General features: G+C 62.4%; 16 protein-coding genes. 4 read left to right on the top strand and 12 right to left on the bottom strand.

Annotation, left to right across the window (positions count from 1 at the left end):
* Positions 1 to 594 (bottom strand): DUF2157 domain-containing protein (locus tag DTF_RS25755; RefSeq protein WP_193352713.1); only part of this gene is annotated, 594 nt, incomplete at its 3' end.
* A gap of 197 nt (positions 595 to 791) precedes the next feature.
* Between DTF_RS25755 and DTF_RS26710 the strand changes: the two genes are divergently transcribed.
* On the top strand, positions 792 to 977 hold the full coding sequence (locus DTF_RS26710) for a hypothetical protein (protein ID WP_155890863.1): 186 nt from the start codon (positions 792 to 794) through the stop codon (positions 975 to 977).
* 66 nt (positions 978 to 1,043) lie between these two features.
* Here the strand turns inward: DTF_RS26710 and DTF_RS0117555 are convergent, their stop codons facing one another.
* The 9 genes from DTF_RS0117555 to DTF_RS0117515 all read right to left on the bottom strand — a co-directional run bounded on the left by DTF_RS0117555 (position 1,044) and on the right by DTF_RS0117515 (position 9,878).
* Complete coding sequence (locus DTF_RS0117555) at positions 1,044 to 1,361, bottom strand: DUF2007 domain-containing protein (protein ID WP_027716385.1); 318 nt, start codon at positions 1,359 to 1,361, stop codon at positions 1,044 to 1,046.
* A 39-nt stretch (positions 1,362 to 1,400) separates the two neighbouring features.
* Complete coding sequence (locus tag DTF_RS0117550; protein ID WP_027716384.1) at positions 1,401 to 2,528, bottom strand: HRDC domain-containing protein; 1,128 nt, start codon at positions 2,526 to 2,528, stop codon at positions 1,401 to 1,403.
* Between the two features lie 69 nt (positions 2,529 to 2,597).
* Positions 2,598 to 3,653, bottom strand: a complete 1,056-nt coding sequence (mutY, locus tag DTF_RS0117545; RefSeq protein ID WP_027716383.1) for an A/G-specific adenine glycosylase — start codon at positions 3,651 to 3,653, stop codon at positions 2,598 to 2,600.
* Positions 3,654 to 3,753: 100 nt separating this feature from the next.
* On the bottom strand, positions 3,754 to 4,809 hold the full coding sequence (gene hisC, locus DTF_RS0117540) for a histidinol-phosphate transaminase (protein ID WP_027716382.1): 1,056 nt from the start codon (positions 4,807 to 4,809) through the stop codon (positions 3,754 to 3,756).
* Between the two features lie 86 nt (positions 4,810 to 4,895).
* On the bottom strand, positions 4,896 to 5,960 hold the full coding sequence (mqnC, locus tag DTF_RS0117535; RefSeq protein WP_027716381.1) for a cyclic dehypoxanthinyl futalosine synthase: 1,065 nt from the start codon (positions 5,958 to 5,960) through the stop codon (positions 4,896 to 4,898).
* A gap of 168 nt (positions 5,961 to 6,128) precedes the next feature.
* Positions 6,129 to 7,208, bottom strand: a complete 1,080-nt coding sequence (gene mqnE, locus DTF_RS0117530; RefSeq protein WP_027716380.1) for an aminofutalosine synthase MqnE — start codon at positions 7,206 to 7,208, stop codon at positions 6,129 to 6,131.
* A 28-nt stretch (positions 7,209 to 7,236) separates the two neighbouring features.
* Complete coding sequence (locus DTF_RS0117525; protein ID WP_027716379.1) at positions 7,237 to 7,842, bottom strand: UbiX family flavin prenyltransferase; 606 nt, start codon at positions 7,840 to 7,842, stop codon at positions 7,237 to 7,239.
* A 73-nt stretch (positions 7,843 to 7,915) separates the two neighbouring features.
* Positions 7,916 to 8,791, bottom strand: coding sequence for a UbiA-like polyprenyltransferase (locus DTF_RS0117520; protein ID WP_027716378.1), 876 nt, complete (start codon positions 8,789 to 8,791; stop codon positions 7,916 to 7,918).
* A gap of 199 nt (positions 8,792 to 8,990) precedes the next feature.
* Entirely contained in the window at positions 8,991 to 9,878 is an 888-nt protein-coding gene (locus DTF_RS0117515) for an SDR family oxidoreductase (RefSeq protein WP_027716377.1), read from the bottom strand.
* Between the two features lie 194 nt (positions 9,879 to 10,072).
* Here DTF_RS0117515 and DTF_RS0117510 point away from each other — a divergent pair, with 194 nt between their 5' ends.
* From DTF_RS0117510 to DTF_RS0117500, 3 genes are read left to right on the top strand one after another with little or no spacing between them, the layout of a single operon-like run.
* The gene (locus tag DTF_RS0117510; protein ID WP_027716376.1) at positions 10,073 to 10,270 is read left to right on the top strand and encodes a CsbD family protein; all 198 of its coding nucleotides are present in this window, start codon (positions 10,073 to 10,075) and stop codon (positions 10,268 to 10,270) included.
* A gap of 37 nt (positions 10,271 to 10,307) precedes the next feature.
* On the top strand, positions 10,308 to 10,985 hold the full coding sequence (locus tag DTF_RS0117505; RefSeq protein WP_027716375.1) for a protein-L-isoaspartate(D-aspartate) O-methyltransferase: 678 nt from the start codon (positions 10,308 to 10,310) through the stop codon (positions 10,983 to 10,985).
* Complete coding sequence (locus DTF_RS0117500) at positions 10,982 to 11,257, top strand: hypothetical protein (protein ID WP_051361431.1); 276 nt, start codon at positions 10,982 to 10,984, stop codon at positions 11,255 to 11,257. The genes DTF_RS0117505 and DTF_RS0117500 overlap by 4 nt, the downstream gene beginning before the upstream one ends.
* Positions 11,258 to 11,455: 198 nt before the next feature.
* Here the strand turns inward: DTF_RS0117500 and DTF_RS0117495 are convergent, their stop codons facing one another.
* Positions 11,456 to 12,196: a hypothetical protein gene (locus tag DTF_RS0117495; RefSeq protein ID WP_027716373.1), complete on the bottom strand. Its 741-nt coding sequence runs from the start codon at positions 12,194 to 12,196 to the stop codon at positions 11,456 to 11,458.
* A gap of 352 nt (positions 12,197 to 12,548) precedes the next feature.
* A partial coding sequence (locus tag DTF_RS27380; protein WP_035057821.1) for a RecQ family ATP-dependent DNA helicase occupies positions 12,549 to 13,748 on the bottom strand: 1,200 nt, incomplete at its 5' end.

Genomic DNA, 13,748 nt, shown 5'->3' with positions numbered 1-13,748 from the left:
GATGTCGATTGTCGCAAGCGAAAGGCCGACTGCGGCGAAATAAAGCCCATAAGCCGGCCCTGCGATGTGAATCCAGAACAGGAAAACGGCCACATGAACAAGCCCCAGCCAGAACGCCCACAGAAGAGCGGACCGCCCGACGGCTACCCAGCCGAAGATGAGGAGGCACCAGCCGGCAAGAAGTTCCCAGGCATCGGCCCCGGTCTGATACACTTGCCCGCAGAGCACCAGGAGAACGCCGGTGATCAGCGAGGCGATGAAAAGAAAAAACTTCTCCTCGGTGCGATGTCTGCCGTACAGCATGGCGGCCAGTACGGCCGCGGTGAGGCCCGTCTCCAGAAGGGTGAATTTGACCGAGGGACGCATGCCCCCCCAGTTCCAGGCGAAAAAGATAAATAGCCCGGCTAGCACCAGGGCGACTCCGACCACCAGGAGAAAATTCCTGAGCCAGAGATGCCAGTCTCCGCCCTCGGGGGTGGATTCGACGTGAAAGGTCCGGAAGACGCTCTCGGGCAGAAGACCTTCCCCAAAAAGACGGAGCAGTTGCTTCTGATCAAGGGGTGAATACGGCTTGTCTCTTTCCGTCGAAGCCATCCTCCTGCCTCCTCATGCCCGTTTCTGCCCTTGTCAAACCTCCTGTTATTAATCTTACCAGACAACCACCATTCGCCAAAGAGGCCGATATGATGGAAATTCCACGGGTGCCCCCCCAGAAGGCCGCCCCTCCCTTTGCCTTCCGACAGTGTTATAATGAAGAAAAAGAAGGGGGAAAAAGCAAGGGGAGGACCGCTATGAGACACGAAGAATACGAAAATATCTGTCAGGCCGTGAATGCCGGAGGAGAGAGGTACCTGCAACACAACATCACCCATCAGGTGGGGAAGGTTTACTCCTGTCAACCCGGCGACTTCTTCGACGTCCAGATTGACGAAGAGCACAAAAGCTGGGCCATGAGCAACGTCACCCTGGAGAAATGACCCGAGGTCTCCGGCGAGTGCGGAGAGAGCCTGATGCGAAAAGGACCGGTGACTCCGGTCCTTTTTTTAATCCCGCAAACGACCGCACTTCCAGCAGGCATCGAACTGCCCCTCCAGACTCTCGCCGCATCCGGCACAGATCCACTCCTTGCTATTCCCGGCGCCGGGATCAGTCCATCCCTTCAGGAGCATCCGGGCCCGGGGAAACATCTCGTCGTCGAGCACCCAGAGCTCCGGAAGGCATTCGAGGAAGGGAATCTCCCCCAGGGCGGAGGAGAGATCCACGTTGCGCAGCAGACAGGCGATTCCTTCCTGCTCCAGTCGCTCCTTGAGAAGAGCTGCCTGGGGCTTTTCCGCCATATTGAAGGTGTACAGCTTCCTCATATGCCGGTCCGCCGCGCATGGGCCCAGGGATAGTCCACATCAGGCATCGTTTGCGACGGCCTCCAGAATCTTCTCCCCCAGCACCCGCGCCTGCCAGTTCTTCATTCCCGGAATCCCCTCCAGGGCAGCAGACGAGGTGGGCCGCCGGCGGGCGATCTCCTCAAGCAACGCGTTGTTGATGACGATGCCGGGATCCATTTCCATCTCCGCCGCCGCCTCCTTCCGCCACTCCTTGAGGACGGCCAGGCGGCGGTCCACGGCGGCATCCCTGACCCGACGCTCGCCGCGGGGATAAACTGGCAGATCGCTCTCGGGCACGGTCAGACCGGCGGCAATGGCCCCGAGGAGCCCTTTTCCGCAGCGATCGGCCAGTCGCGGGGAGAGCCCCTCCACCGCGGTCAGGCCCGAAAGGGTGCGCGGCATGGTGCTGGCCAGCTCCAGCAGCGTCTTGTTGCCGAGCACCTTGAAGAGGGGGCTGTCCCGGCGGCGGGCCTCCTGGTCGCGCCACTGCAACAGCGCTTCAAGGACCGCAAGCTGCCGGCGGTCGAGGACGGCCGCCCCCTTGGCCCGCAGGAAGAGAGGCCCCTCCTGCTCCTGAAAGCGCACCTGCTCGAGCAGAGCGAACTCCTCCGCGACCCACTCCAGACGTCCTTTGACCGCCAGTTTCTCCTCCAGCAGCCGTGCCAGGCGATGCAGATGGCGGGTGTCCTCGGCGGCATAGCGGATCATCCCTTCGGTGAGGGGCCTGGCGGCCCAGTCGGCCCGCTGGTACTGCTTGTCCAGGACCACTCCGAAGTACTTGCCGAGCACGTCGGCCAACCCCACCTTCTCCTCGCCGAGAAACTGGCAGGCAATCATGGTGTCGAAGAGACCGCAGATGGCGAACCCGAAATCGCGGTTCAGGCAGCGGATATCGTAATCGGCGGCATGGAAGATCTTGCGCACCTTGGGGTCGGCGAGAACGGGCGCCAGTGACGAGAGGTTCCCAACGGCCAAGGGGTCGACCAGTACGGTGCGCTCCGGGGTGGAAAACTGCAGCAGGCAGACTTTTTCCTTATAGCAGTGCATGGAGTCGGCTTCGAGGTCGACGGCAATCACCGTCTCCCGGCCGAGATCGTCAGCGAGCTCTTCAATTTCGGCGGTGGTGGTAAGGATGGGAACAGGCATGGGATCTCCGGGTGAATTTTGTAGGGGCGGCGCTTGCTCCGCCCCGGGGGGGCGCGGCAAGCAGCGCCCCTACAGATGCTTAACAGCCTTCTTGTGCGCCCCGTGCAGGGGCCAGGCGACGAGCTCGGCCGGGAGGAGCCAGCGGCTCTCCTCCCCTTCCGCGACTTTGAACATCTGCTCCGCTTCGGCCCGATAGAGGCGCAGATCGAGACGAAAATGACTGTAAATATGGGCTATTTCTCCCGCCGGGCGCGGCTCCGAGGCCAGTCCCAGGTTCTTCAGGAGGCGGGAGGCGGCCATCCCGGGGGTCTCGCCCTCGGACACGGCAGCGGAGGGGAACTCCCACAGCCCTCCGAGCATTCCGGAGAGAGGTCGCCGCCGCACCATGCAGCGGCCTTGCGAGAACAGCAGCAGGGCCACCTGGACCCGGGTCGGCGCCTTCTTTCCGCCGCTCCGTAGCGGCAGCTCCTCCTCCAGGCCTAAGGAGCGGGCCCGGCAGCACGTTTGCAAAGGGCAGTCGCCGCATTCGGGAGAGCGGGGGGTGCAGACGGTCGCCCCCAGGTCCATGATCGCCTGGGCGTAGTCGTGAGGGCGGTCTATAGGTGTCAGCTCCGCCGCCCAGGCCCAGAGCTTCTTCTCGCCTGAGCCGCTGCGGGGGTCCTCCTTCAGGGCATGGAGGCGGCAGAGGACCCGGCGGACATTGCCGTCGAGGATCGGGCCGGGGCGGTCGAAGGCGATGGAGAGGATCGCTCCGGCGGTGGAGCGCCCCACTCCGGGAAGCTCCATCAGTCCCTCCAGCGTATCGGGGAAATGTCCAGCATTAAAGTTTACCACCCGCTGCGCCGCGGCATGGAGGTTGCGGGCCCGGGAGTAGTAGCCGAGCCCCGCCCAGCGCTCGACCACCTCTTCCGCGGTTGCCGCAGCCAGCGCCCGCACCGTCGGAAAGGCTTCGAGAAATCGCTCGTAGTAGGGGATGACCGTCTCCACCCCCGTCTGCTGGAGCATGACTTCGGAGAGCCAGATGCGGTAGGGATCGCGGGTGCGGCGCCAGGGAAGGTCGCGCCCGGCCCGGCCGTACCAGGCGAGGAGTTTCCGAGAGATGTCGATAGGAGTGAAAGAGAACATGAAAAAATCCGTGATCAGTAATCAGTGACTGGTGATCAGTGAAAGGCGAAGAACTGTTTAGATTTTGCCGATCACCGATTACTGATCACTAATCATGTTTTCACCCGATTTCCTTGAGCGCTTCCAACGTCTTCTCCATCTCCTCCCGTGTGCCGATGGTGATGCGCATTCCGTGCTCCAGGACCGGATCGGAGAAGTGGCGCACCAGGATGCGGCGCTCGTAGAGCGCATCGTACACCCGCCGGCCGTTGCGGTCGGGGGGCGAGGCGAAGACGTAGTTTCCGCTTGAGGGGATCACCCCGTAGCCGATGACCCGCAGCTCGGTGCTGAACCAGTCCCGAGTCTCGCGGATCCTGCGCACGCACTCTCGGAAGTAATTCTGGTCGGCCAGGGCGGCGACGGCCGCCGCCTGGGCCAGCCGGTCGAGGTTGTAGTGGTCGCGGATCTTGTCCAGGGCGGCGATCACCTCGGGGCGGGCGACGGCCAGGCCGAGGCGCATCCCGGCCAGGGAATAGCTCTTGGAAAAGGTGCGGGTGACGACCACGTTGTCGTACTTCCTCACCAGCTCCAGGGCGTTCTCGTCGGCGAAATCGGCGTAGGCCTCGTCCACCACCAGCATCCCGTCGACCCGTCCGGCGAGTTCCTCGATAAAGGAGAGCGGAAAGGTGAAGCCCAACGGAGCATTGGGATTGGTCAGGAAGAGCAGCTTGCCGGCGTAACGCCCGGGGAAGCCGTCGAGCTCCCAGCGTCCGGGGATCAGGCCGAAGGTGCGAACCCGGGCCCCCTGGACTTCGGCCAGCGTGGCGTAGTAGGAGTAGGAGGGGTGGACGTAGGCGATCTCGTCCCCTTCACCGGCAAAGGCCCGGATGAGGTTGTTGAGAAGCTCGTCCGAACCGTTTGCCATGATGATCCAGGAGGGATCGAAGCCGTAGAGCCGCCCGGCCTCTTCACGTCCCGCCCTGCTCCCTGCGTCGGGGTACTTGCGCAGATTGGCGCCGTCTCCTCCGACCTCGGCCAGGATCGCCTCGGCCACCTTCGGCGAGGGGGGATAGGGGTTCTCGTTGGTGTTGAGCTTGATCCAGGCGGCCTCGTCCTTGGGCTGGAACCCGGGGACGTAGCCGGCCATTTCGGCGATATTTTTACGCAGCGAAATCATAAAATCCTTTCCTGCCACTGAGGCACAGAGACACAGAGAACTGCAAATGATTCAATGGTTGCCTCTGTGGCTCTGTATCTCTGTGGTTAATATATTTCCAGAATCTCGTACTTTGTATTCCTCTTCGCCGGGAGAAATCCCGCACCCCGGGCGATCTCGATGATCTCTTCCGTGGAGAGGCGGAAGGAACACCCGGCGGCAGCGACCACGTTCTCCTCGAGCATGGTCCCTCCGAGGTCGTTGGCGCCGAAGAAGAGGGCGACCTGGGCCATCATCGCCCCCTGCGTCACCCAGCTCGCCTGTATGTTTTCGACGTTGTCGAGAACGATGCGGGAGAGGGCGAGGACCTTGAGGTACTCGACGCCGGTGGCCGTCTCGCCCCCCAGCTCGGTCCCCCCCGGCTGGAAGGTCCAGGGGATGAAGGCGGTGAAGCCGCCTGTTCTGCCCTGAATCTCCCGGATGCGGAAGAGGTGTTCGACGATATCCTCCGGCCGCTCCCGGCTGCCGAACATCATTGTCGCCGTAGTACGCATCCCCAGACCGTGCGCCTCCTCCATCACTGCCGCCCAGTCGCGCCAGCCGATCTTGTTGGGGGAGATCTCCTTGCGCACCTCGTCCACCAGCACCTCGGCGCCACCGCCGGGGACCGATTCCAGCCCCGCCTCCTGCAGCCGGCGCAGGCAATCGGGCATGGATAGTCCGGAGAGGCGGGCGATGTGGATCACTTCGGCCGGGGAGAGGGAGTGGATCTGCACGGCCGGAAATTCCGCCTTGACCCGGCGGAAGAGCTCCTCGAACCAATCGATCTTCAGGTCGGGATGCAGTCCCCCCTGCATCAGCAGCTGGGTGCCGCCGCGATCGGCCAGCTCGGCCACCTTGGCCAGGATCGTCTCGTATGTCAGCACGTACGCGTCGTCCGCCTCTGCCGCGCGGTAGAATGCGCAGAATCTACACTGGGACTGGCAGATATTGGTGTAGTTGACATTGCGGTCGACGACGAAGGTCACCCGGCCGTGCGGATGTCTGACCCGCCGGATCCCGTCGGCCATCTTCCCCACGGCGAGCAGGTCGGCGCGGGTCAGAAGCCAGAGCGCCTCAGACCGATCCAGCGGCTTTCTTTCTTCAATTTTCCTCTGGATTTGTTTCAGCATTCGATGCAGATCTCAGCTTGGGTAAAATCAAAGGCATTTTTCACACGGATAACTTCGGATAAATTCTGATAGAATCTGATTCAATCAAGATCGAAAGGATTTATCCGCCTTTATCAGAAGTGATCAGATTTGATCCGCGTGAAAAGAATTTTCCTTTTCTTTTTAACTTCAATAAACTCGCAATTCGTTATAAAGCGTATCGCGTTCCACCGGCGTCTTGCCCGCCTTGCGGATGAGGGAGACGATCTGCTCCTTGGCCATCGACTGGGGGGAGTCTGCGCCGGCTTCATGGCCGATCTTCTCCTCCACCACGGTCCCGTCCAGGTCGTTGACTCCGAAGGCGAGAGCCACCTGGGCGATCTTCAGCCCGAGCATCACCCAGTATGCTTTCACATGCTTGAAGTTGTCGAGATAGATGCGGCTGATCGCCAGGGTCTTCAGGGCATCTACCCCCCCTACCCCCTTCGCGCCGGGAACCCGGGTGTTGTCGGGCTGAAAGGCCAGGGGGATGAAGGCCTGGAAGCCGCCGGTTCTGCCCTGAAGCGCCCGCAGCTTCGAGAGGTGGTCGACCCGGTCCTCGTACTCCTCCAAGTGGCCGAAGAGCATGGTGGCGTTGGTCCTGAGCCCCGCCCGGTGGACTGTTTCGATCACCTCCAGCCATCGCGCGCCGGAGATCTTCTCGGGGCAGATTTGCTGCCGTACCCGCTCGCCGAGGATCTCGGCCCCGCCGCCCGGCATGGAACCTAGTCCGGCTTCAATGAGCTCGGCGATGACCTCGCCGACGCTCTGCCCGGTGAGTGAGGCGAAGTAGTCGATCTCCACGGCGGTGAAAGCCTTGATGTGCAGCGCCGGATTGTCGGCCTTTACTGCGGCGAGCATCTCAAGGTAGAAGTCGAAGGGAAGATCAGGATGCAGCCCCCCCACCATGTGGATTTCCGTCGCCCCCGCCGCGCTCGCCTCGGCCGCCTTCTCCAGGATGTCGTTGAGGGCCATGGTGTAGCATCCCTCGTCCTCGGCCCCCTTGGAAAAGGCGCAGAAGGTACAGCGGTTGACGCAGATGTTGGTGTAGTTGATGTGACGGTTGACGTTGAAGCAGACCTTCTCCCCGTTCTTCCGCCGGTTTGCCAGGGCTGCCAGCTCGCCGACGGCGAGCAGGTCGTCGCTGCGAAACAGCTCCAGGGCCTCGGCATCGGAGATGCGGGCGCCGTTCTTGATCTTGCTGCGGATATTTTCGAACAATCTGGTCATTTTAAATTCCTGATACCGAAAGACTGGCCTACCCCTTGTCCTCCCCCCATCGCTGGAAGAGTTTGTGGGGAACGCCGAGGCTGTCGAGGATCTTCCCGACGACGAAGTCGACCAGCTCTTCGATCTTCTTCGGCCGGTGATAAAAGGCCGGCATGGCCGGCAGGATATGGACGCCGGCGCGGGAGAGGGTGAGGAGGTTCTCCAGGTGGATCTGGTTGAGCGGCGTCTCCCGGGGGACCAGAATCAGGTCGCGTCGCTCCTTGAGGACGACGTCGGCGGCCCGCTCGATGAGATTCTCGCTCATGCCCGCGGCGATGCGCCCCGCCGTCCCCATGGAGCAGGGGGCGACCACCATCGCGTCGGGAGCGGAAGAGCCGCTGGCGACGGGGGCAAAGAGGTCCTTCTCGTCAAAGTGCTCCAGCTTTCTGCTGCCGCCGAAATAATCCCGCATCAACTGTTTGCGGGCCGAGGTCGTCCCCTCCCACTCCAGCCCTGTCTCGTAGCGCAGCACATCGAGCCCCGACTTGGTCAGCAGCAGAGACACCCGGCAGTCGGCGCGGAGCAGCTCTTCCGTCAGGCGCAGGCCATAGATGGAGCCCGAGGCCCCGGTGATGGCAATGACGATCTGTTTCATGGCTGAAACCCCGTGACTGGTAACTCGTGATTCGTGATTGGTTAAAACCCCATCCACCGTTCCCGGATTGAAATCAAGTCAACGCATCCACCAGCGTGAAGAGGAAAATGGTCACGCTGATGTACCCATTCATGTTGAAGAAGGCCGCATTGAGCCTGGAGAGGTCGCCGGGCTTGACCAGCTGATGCTCGTAGGCGATGAGGCCGCTGATCACCGCCAGCCCGAGGTAGTAGATCCACCCCAGGGGAACACCCAGGGGGATGACGGCGAGGAGGGCGATCATCAGTCCGTGAAAGATCTTGGCGACCAGGATCGCCCGGGCGCCTCCCAGCCGGGCAGGAATGGAGTGAAGTCCCTTCTGCCGGTCGAACTCCAGGTCCTGCAGGGCGTAGAAGATATCGAAGCCGGCCACCCAGAAGAGGACGGCCAGACCCAGCGCGACCACCGGCCAGCCGACGTCACCGCGCAGGGCGATCCAAGAGCCGATGGGGGCGGCCGCCAGGCAGATCCCCAGCACCAGGTGGGCCAGGGAGGTGAAGCGCTTGCAGAAGGAGTAGAGGACCAGGAAGAAGACGGCCACCGGCGCCAGGTAGAAGCACAGGGGGTTGAGCATCCAGGCCGCCAGGAGAAGGACGGCGAAGGAGACGAGGACAAAAGCCCAGGCCTCGGCGAGGGAAACCTTCCCCGCGGGGATGTGGCGGACGGCGGTGCGGGGGTTCTCCGCGTCGATGCGGGCATCGATGATGCGGTTCAGCCCCATCGCCCCGCTGCGCGCCCCCACCATCGCCACGCAGATCCACCATATCTGGCCGAGGGTGGGCGCCGCGCCGCTCTCCAGGGACGCCAGAACGACTCCCATCAGGGCGAAGGGAAAGGCAAAGACCGTGTGGGAGAACTTGATCATCTCCAGCAGGGTGCGGGTCTTGTCGAAAAAGGCAGTGCTCGTCATGTTCGTCTCAATACCAAAAGCGGAAACCATTGCACGCGGATCAAATCTGATAAAATCGGATTTAAAGGCTAAAGACTTCGATGCCTTATCCGAATTTATCGGATGTGATCAGATTTTATCCTTGTGCAGATTTTGACCATCAATTCTTTGATTTTTCGAGGACGCCAGTGTACACCCCCGGCCAATGCCGTTCAAGGCCTTAAATCGGCTCCGCCCCTTCCTCCAGGCTGACCCGTATCCCCGATTCCAGATCGGGATAGAGGAGCTCGACCCCGAGCTTCTCCAGCATTCGGGAATTGTCCATCCGCCGCGATTCGCCCAGGTAGGAGAGCATCAGGGGGGTCATCACCCGCCGGGCCTCGGCCAGAGAGACTTGCGGCGGACGGGGGAGGCCGCAGGCTTCGGCCACGGCGTTGAAATATCCGGTCATGGTCCCCGGGCGGCCGTCGCTGACGTTGAAGATATCCCCCGCCTCCCCCTTTTCCCCGGCGGCGATGCAGATCCGGGCCAGATCGTCGACGTGAATGCGGTTGCTCCAGGGGGCCTCGGCTTCGGCCAGAACCGGCTGCCCGGCGCGGATTCGCTCGAGGGGAAGCCGGCCCGGTCCGTATATCCCCGAAACCCGCAGAACGACGATGGCGACGCCGCGCCGCGCCCCCCACTCCCGAAGGTGATCTTCCGCGGCAAGACGGCGGCGGGCCCGATCGGTCCTGGGGTTCACCGCCGCTCCCTCGGTGACCCGGGCACCGCCGCAGTCCCCGTACACTCCGCTGGTGCTGACATAGACGACTTTCGACGGCTCCTCCCCAGGCGCGACGGAGGCGCAGAATGCATTCATGCGCGAATCACCTGCACCTTCGCCGGGGGGCGGGACGAAATAGACGATCACAGCTCCCCGGGTCGGCAGACCGGAGAGGGACGAAGGGGTGTCCAGGTCGCCGGCAAGGGCGATGAATCCCTCTGCTTCCAATCGCCGGCGACTCTCCTCAGACCGGACCAGAACAGTGACTGCCGCCCCCTTCTCTCGTGCCAGCCGAGCGGCGCGAAGGCCCACATCGCCGCACCCGATGATCAGAATAGAATCCAACGTCCTTCCTCCCGATGTGCTTTGTCTCACGCTGCCGGCAATATAGCACAGATGGCTTCCGAAGGTGAAAAACTCCCCTTCCATCAGGGGCGGGGGGAGCTCTCTTGCCGCAATGGTCGGCGACCGGAGCTTGAGTGCGGCCGATGGGTCGATTATGATTGAAGCAGGAACAGGCTCTTTTTGCGGGAGGCGACATGGACAGCAGGGAACTCCACGGCAAATGGGAACAGCTCAGGGGCATCGTCCAGGAGTTCTGGGGCGAGCTGACCGGCAGCGATCTCGACTACATCGCCGGTGAACGCCATCGGCTGGTCGGCAAGCTGGAAGAGAAGTACGGCATGAGCCGGGAAGAGGCGGAACGCAAGGTGGACGAGATCGCCGACAGGCTCTGAACCCCTCCGCGGCAGGAGAGGGAAAAAGGGGATAGAGATGCGTCAGGCCAGAATCAGGGAGATGCTGCGCGTCATCGAGAGCGAGTTCGCCTACGCCGCGCCGATTACCGGCCGGGCAGCCCTCGATGAACGTGTCATGGCCGCCATGGGAAAGGTCCCCCGCGACGAATTCGTCCCCTCCGCGCTGAAATCCGCCGCCTTTGCCGACAATGCCCTCCCCATCGGCGACGGCCAGACGATCTCGCAGCCTTTCATCGTCGCCCTGATGACCGACCTTCTGGAGCCCGGAGAAGACGACGTGGTCCTGGAAGTGGGGACCGGTTCGGGATACCAGACGGCTATCCTCTCCACCCTCGTGAGGAAGGTCTACAGCATCGAGGTCCTGCCGGACCTGGCTCAAAAAGCGGCCGAGCGGCTGCGCCGTCTCGGCTACGAAAACGTCGAGACCCACACCGGCAACGGCTATCTCGGGCTTCCCGAACGCGCCCCCTTCGACGGCATCATCGTCACCGCGGCGGCCAGCCACTTGCCCCCGCCGCTGATTGAACAGCTCAAGCCCGGCGGCCGCATGGTGATTCCCATCGGCCTGCCGTATATGCATCAGGAACTGATGGTAGTGGAAAAGGACAAAGAGGACGAGACCCGTACCCGCAGCGTGCTCGGCGTGGCCTTCGTCCCCCTGACCGGAGGCCGGGGAGACGGCCGGGAGGAATGAGCGGAACCTTTGGAGGAAGAAAATCCGTGGGCGAAGAAAGGGTGATTTTCCCGGTCCGGGTCGAGTGCTATGCCGGGTACAGGAGCGAGGAGACGCCCCGCCGCTTCTTCATCGGGAATCGGCGCATCGAGGCCGCCGAGGTCATCGATCGATGGCTTGCCCCCGAGCACCGCTACTTCAAGGTCCGCGGCGATGACGGCGACGTGTACCTCCTCCGCCACGACTCGGAAACCGGCGGATGGGAGCTGATCATGTTCGAACGCGCCGGTTGAAACCGCCCGCTCCGAGGCTAGCAGGTTGTTGCTTTTCCCAGGCTGATCAAAAATGTCCAGACGCAAGGCGGACGGAATCCTTCGGATTAAAGCGTACCGGGAAGGTACGTCGTTGACGAAGGATGAAGACAACGCCGCAGATGGGCGCTTGCCAGGCCATAGCCTTGGCGAAGGCTGGTTTTTCATCAGCCCCCGGATCTACATTCCGATCCTTTCCAGCTCGAACACCAGCAGTCCCACATACCCTGAGATGGCCGCCAGATTGAGAGCCAGCAGCCCGAGGAGGGCCAGTTTCCTGAAGTTGACGCGCCCGCGGGTCTGGAAAGAAACGAGGGGGAAGAGCCGGGGCAGTGTCAGACTCAGCAGCCCCGTCAGCAGGAGAAGCCACCCCTGGGTGGACAGAAGGAAGAAAGGGTCGGTCCCCTTGAGCCAGCCGTAGCCGACGACGGCGGCGGGGATGGAGACAGCGAGGACCGCCAGCAGCGGCCGGCTGTGAAAAATGCCGTGTCGGTTTTTCCAGCTTCGCACGATTCCCTTCACGCCGTCGGCAATACGGGGTGAGTCTTTCAGAACCTGCCGGCTCATGGTGGACAATTCCAGCATCGGCCTGGCGCCCGCGGCAAAGATCACGGAGACGGCCAGGATCTCGGGTCGGCCGATCCTTAAATTCAGGGTAACCCTGCGAAGGGAAGGAGGGAAGATCTTGTCGGGGTGAGCGTTGATCGACTCCATCTCCCGGATGCCCGTACTATCGAGCAAGGTGACGCTGTACTTTTTCAGCGATGCGGAACTCTTCAGATCGAAGACCTCCATCATCCCGGAAAGTTCCTTTTTGAGGAGGGCTGGGATCTGCATGAGCAGATAATTCTCGAGCTTGACGATCAGTCCCTTGTTCACCGTGCAGGATGGCAGGGGATACTCCAGCAGATGTGTTTCCATGGCAGTCCTCCCGGGAGATTGCAGCGCAGCTTCACCCTCACTGCAAGCCCCGTTCCCCCCGAAGGACCTCTTCGCGGTCCCGCTCCGATCAGGGATTTTCGCCTCTTCTTATCCGTTCTCAAGCCGAATGCGGCATCTCTCCGCTCCGAAGGCTGACACGTTGCGGCAGGGGAAAACAGGCATTTGGCTTTAAAATGATCTTCAAACCGTTTTTAATCCGCAGATTACGCAGATAAAAACTTGATATTCTGACAATCGATGATTGTGACGTCAAAACGGAAGGTGAGATAGTGAATTTGCCCTGGTGTTAATCTCTGCGAAAATCTGCGGATAGGTTTTCCAGGTTGATGAGTTACCGGCACATATAGCCGATGATCTCCTCGATGAAATCCGCCCCGTAGCGGGCCAGCTTCAGCTTTCCCACCCCGTTAATCCGCAACAGCGCCTCCTGGTCCGTGGGTCGGTAGGACGCCATCTCTGCTAGGGCCGCATCGCCGAAGACCACGTAGGGGGGCACCCCCGCCTCGTCCGCCAGTCGCTTGCGAAGGGCGCGCAAGGACTGGAAGAGGTCCTCGTCATAATCGAGTTCGCCAACCTTCCTTCGCGCCGGCTTCTTCACCCCGGTGGGCTTGACCCGCGGACGGGGCAGGATCAGCTCCTGCTCGCCGCGCAGGATCGGCCGGGCCGCCTCGGTCAATTTCAGCACGGAAAAGCTGGCCACGTCCTGCTGCAGGTAGCCCAGGTGCACCAGCTGCCGGATCAGCCCGCTCCAAGCCTCCTGACTCTTCTCGGCGCCGATGCCGTAGGTGGAGAGCCGGTCGTGTCCGAGCTCCAGGACGCGCTGGTTCCTGGCGCCGCGCAGCACGTCGATCACGTGCCCCATACCGAAGCGCTGCCCCACCCTGAAGACGCAGGAGAGGGCCTTCTGGGCCTCCACCGTGGCGTCGTAGCGCTCGGGGGGATTGAGGCAGATGTCGCAGTTGCCGCAGTCCTCCGCCAGGGTCTCGCCGAAATAGCCGAGGAGCACCCGCCGGCGGCAGGTCAGCGGCTCGGCGAAGCCGATCATCGCCTGCAGCTTGTGCAGCTCGATGCGGTTCTGCTCCGGGTTTCCCCCCTTCTCGATCAGGCCGCGGATGACGGCGATCTCGCCGTAGCCGAAGAGGAGCAGGGCCTCGGCGGGAAGCCCGTCGCGGCCGGCCCGGCCGGTCTCCTGGTAGTAGCTTTCGATGTTCTTCGGCAGATCGTAATGGACCACGAAGCGCACGTTCGGCTTGTCGATCCCCATGCCGAAGGCCACCGTCGCCACTACCACCTGCAGGTCGTCGCGCAGAAAGGCCTCCTGCACCCGCTTGCGTTCGTCATCGGGAAGGCCGGCGTGATAGGCGCCCGCGGCAATCCCTTCGGCGTCGAGGCGTGCCGCCACCTCCTCGACCCGCTTGCGGGAGAGGGCATAGACGATCCCCGCCTCATTCCGGCGGCCGTCGAGAAAGGCCATGAGCTGGGCGAAGGGCTTCTGCTTGTCCACCACCGTGTAGCGGATGTTGGGACGGTC

The organism is Desulfuromonas sp. TF (genome assembly GCF_000472285.1).
In the GTDB taxonomy this organism is placed as follows: domain Bacteria; phylum Desulfobacterota; class Desulfuromonadia; order Desulfuromonadales; family ATBO01; genus ATBO01.
This window is presented reverse-complemented; position numbering and strand designations above follow the sequence as displayed.

Coding starts and splice junctions, on each gene's coding strand:
- DTF_RS0117525 (WP_027716379.1), bottom strand. CDS start 7,842: ATGAAACAGATCGTCATTGCCATCACCGGGGCCTCGGGCTCCATCTAT.
- DTF_RS0117505 (WP_027716375.1), top strand. CDS start 10,308: ATGCGTCAGGCCAGAATCAGGGAGATGCTGCGCGTCATCGAGAGCGAG.
- DTF_RS26710 (WP_155890863.1), top strand. CDS start 792: ATGAGACACGAAGAATACGAAAATATCTGTCAGGCCGTGAATGCCGGA.
- DTF_RS0117510 (WP_027716376.1), top strand. CDS start 10,073: ATGGACAGCAGGGAACTCCACGGCAAATGGGAACAGCTCAGGGGCATC.
- DTF_RS0117500 (WP_051361431.1), top strand. CDS start 10,982: ATGAGCGGAACCTTTGGAGGAAGAAAATCCGTGGGCGAAGAAAGGGTG.
- mutY (WP_027716383.1), bottom strand. CDS start 3,653: ATGTTCTCTTTCACTCCTATCGACATCTCTCGGAAACTCCTCGCCTGG.
- DTF_RS0117495 (WP_027716373.1), bottom strand. CDS start 12,196: ATGGAAACACATCTGCTGGAGTATCCCCTGCCATCCTGCACGGTGAAC.
- mqnC (WP_027716381.1), bottom strand. CDS start 5,960: ATGCTGAAACAAATCCAGAGGAAAATTGAAGAAAGAAAGCCGCTGGAT.
- hisC (WP_027716382.1), bottom strand. CDS start 4,809: ATGATTTCGCTGCGTAAAAATATCGCCGAAATGGCCGGCTACGTCCCC.
- mqnE (WP_027716380.1), bottom strand. CDS start 7,208: ATGACCAGATTGTTCGAAAATATCCGCAGCAAGATCAAGAACGGCGCC.
- DTF_RS0117520 (WP_027716378.1), bottom strand. CDS start 8,791: ATGACGAGCACTGCCTTTTTCGACAAGACCCGCACCCTGCTGGAGATG.
- DTF_RS0117555 (WP_027716385.1), bottom strand. CDS start 1,361: ATGAGGAAGCTGTACACCTTCAATATGGCGGAAAAGCCCCAGGCAGCT.
- DTF_RS0117550 (WP_027716384.1), bottom strand. CDS start 2,528: ATGCCTGTTCCCATCCTTACCACCACCGCCGAAATTGAAGAGCTCGCT.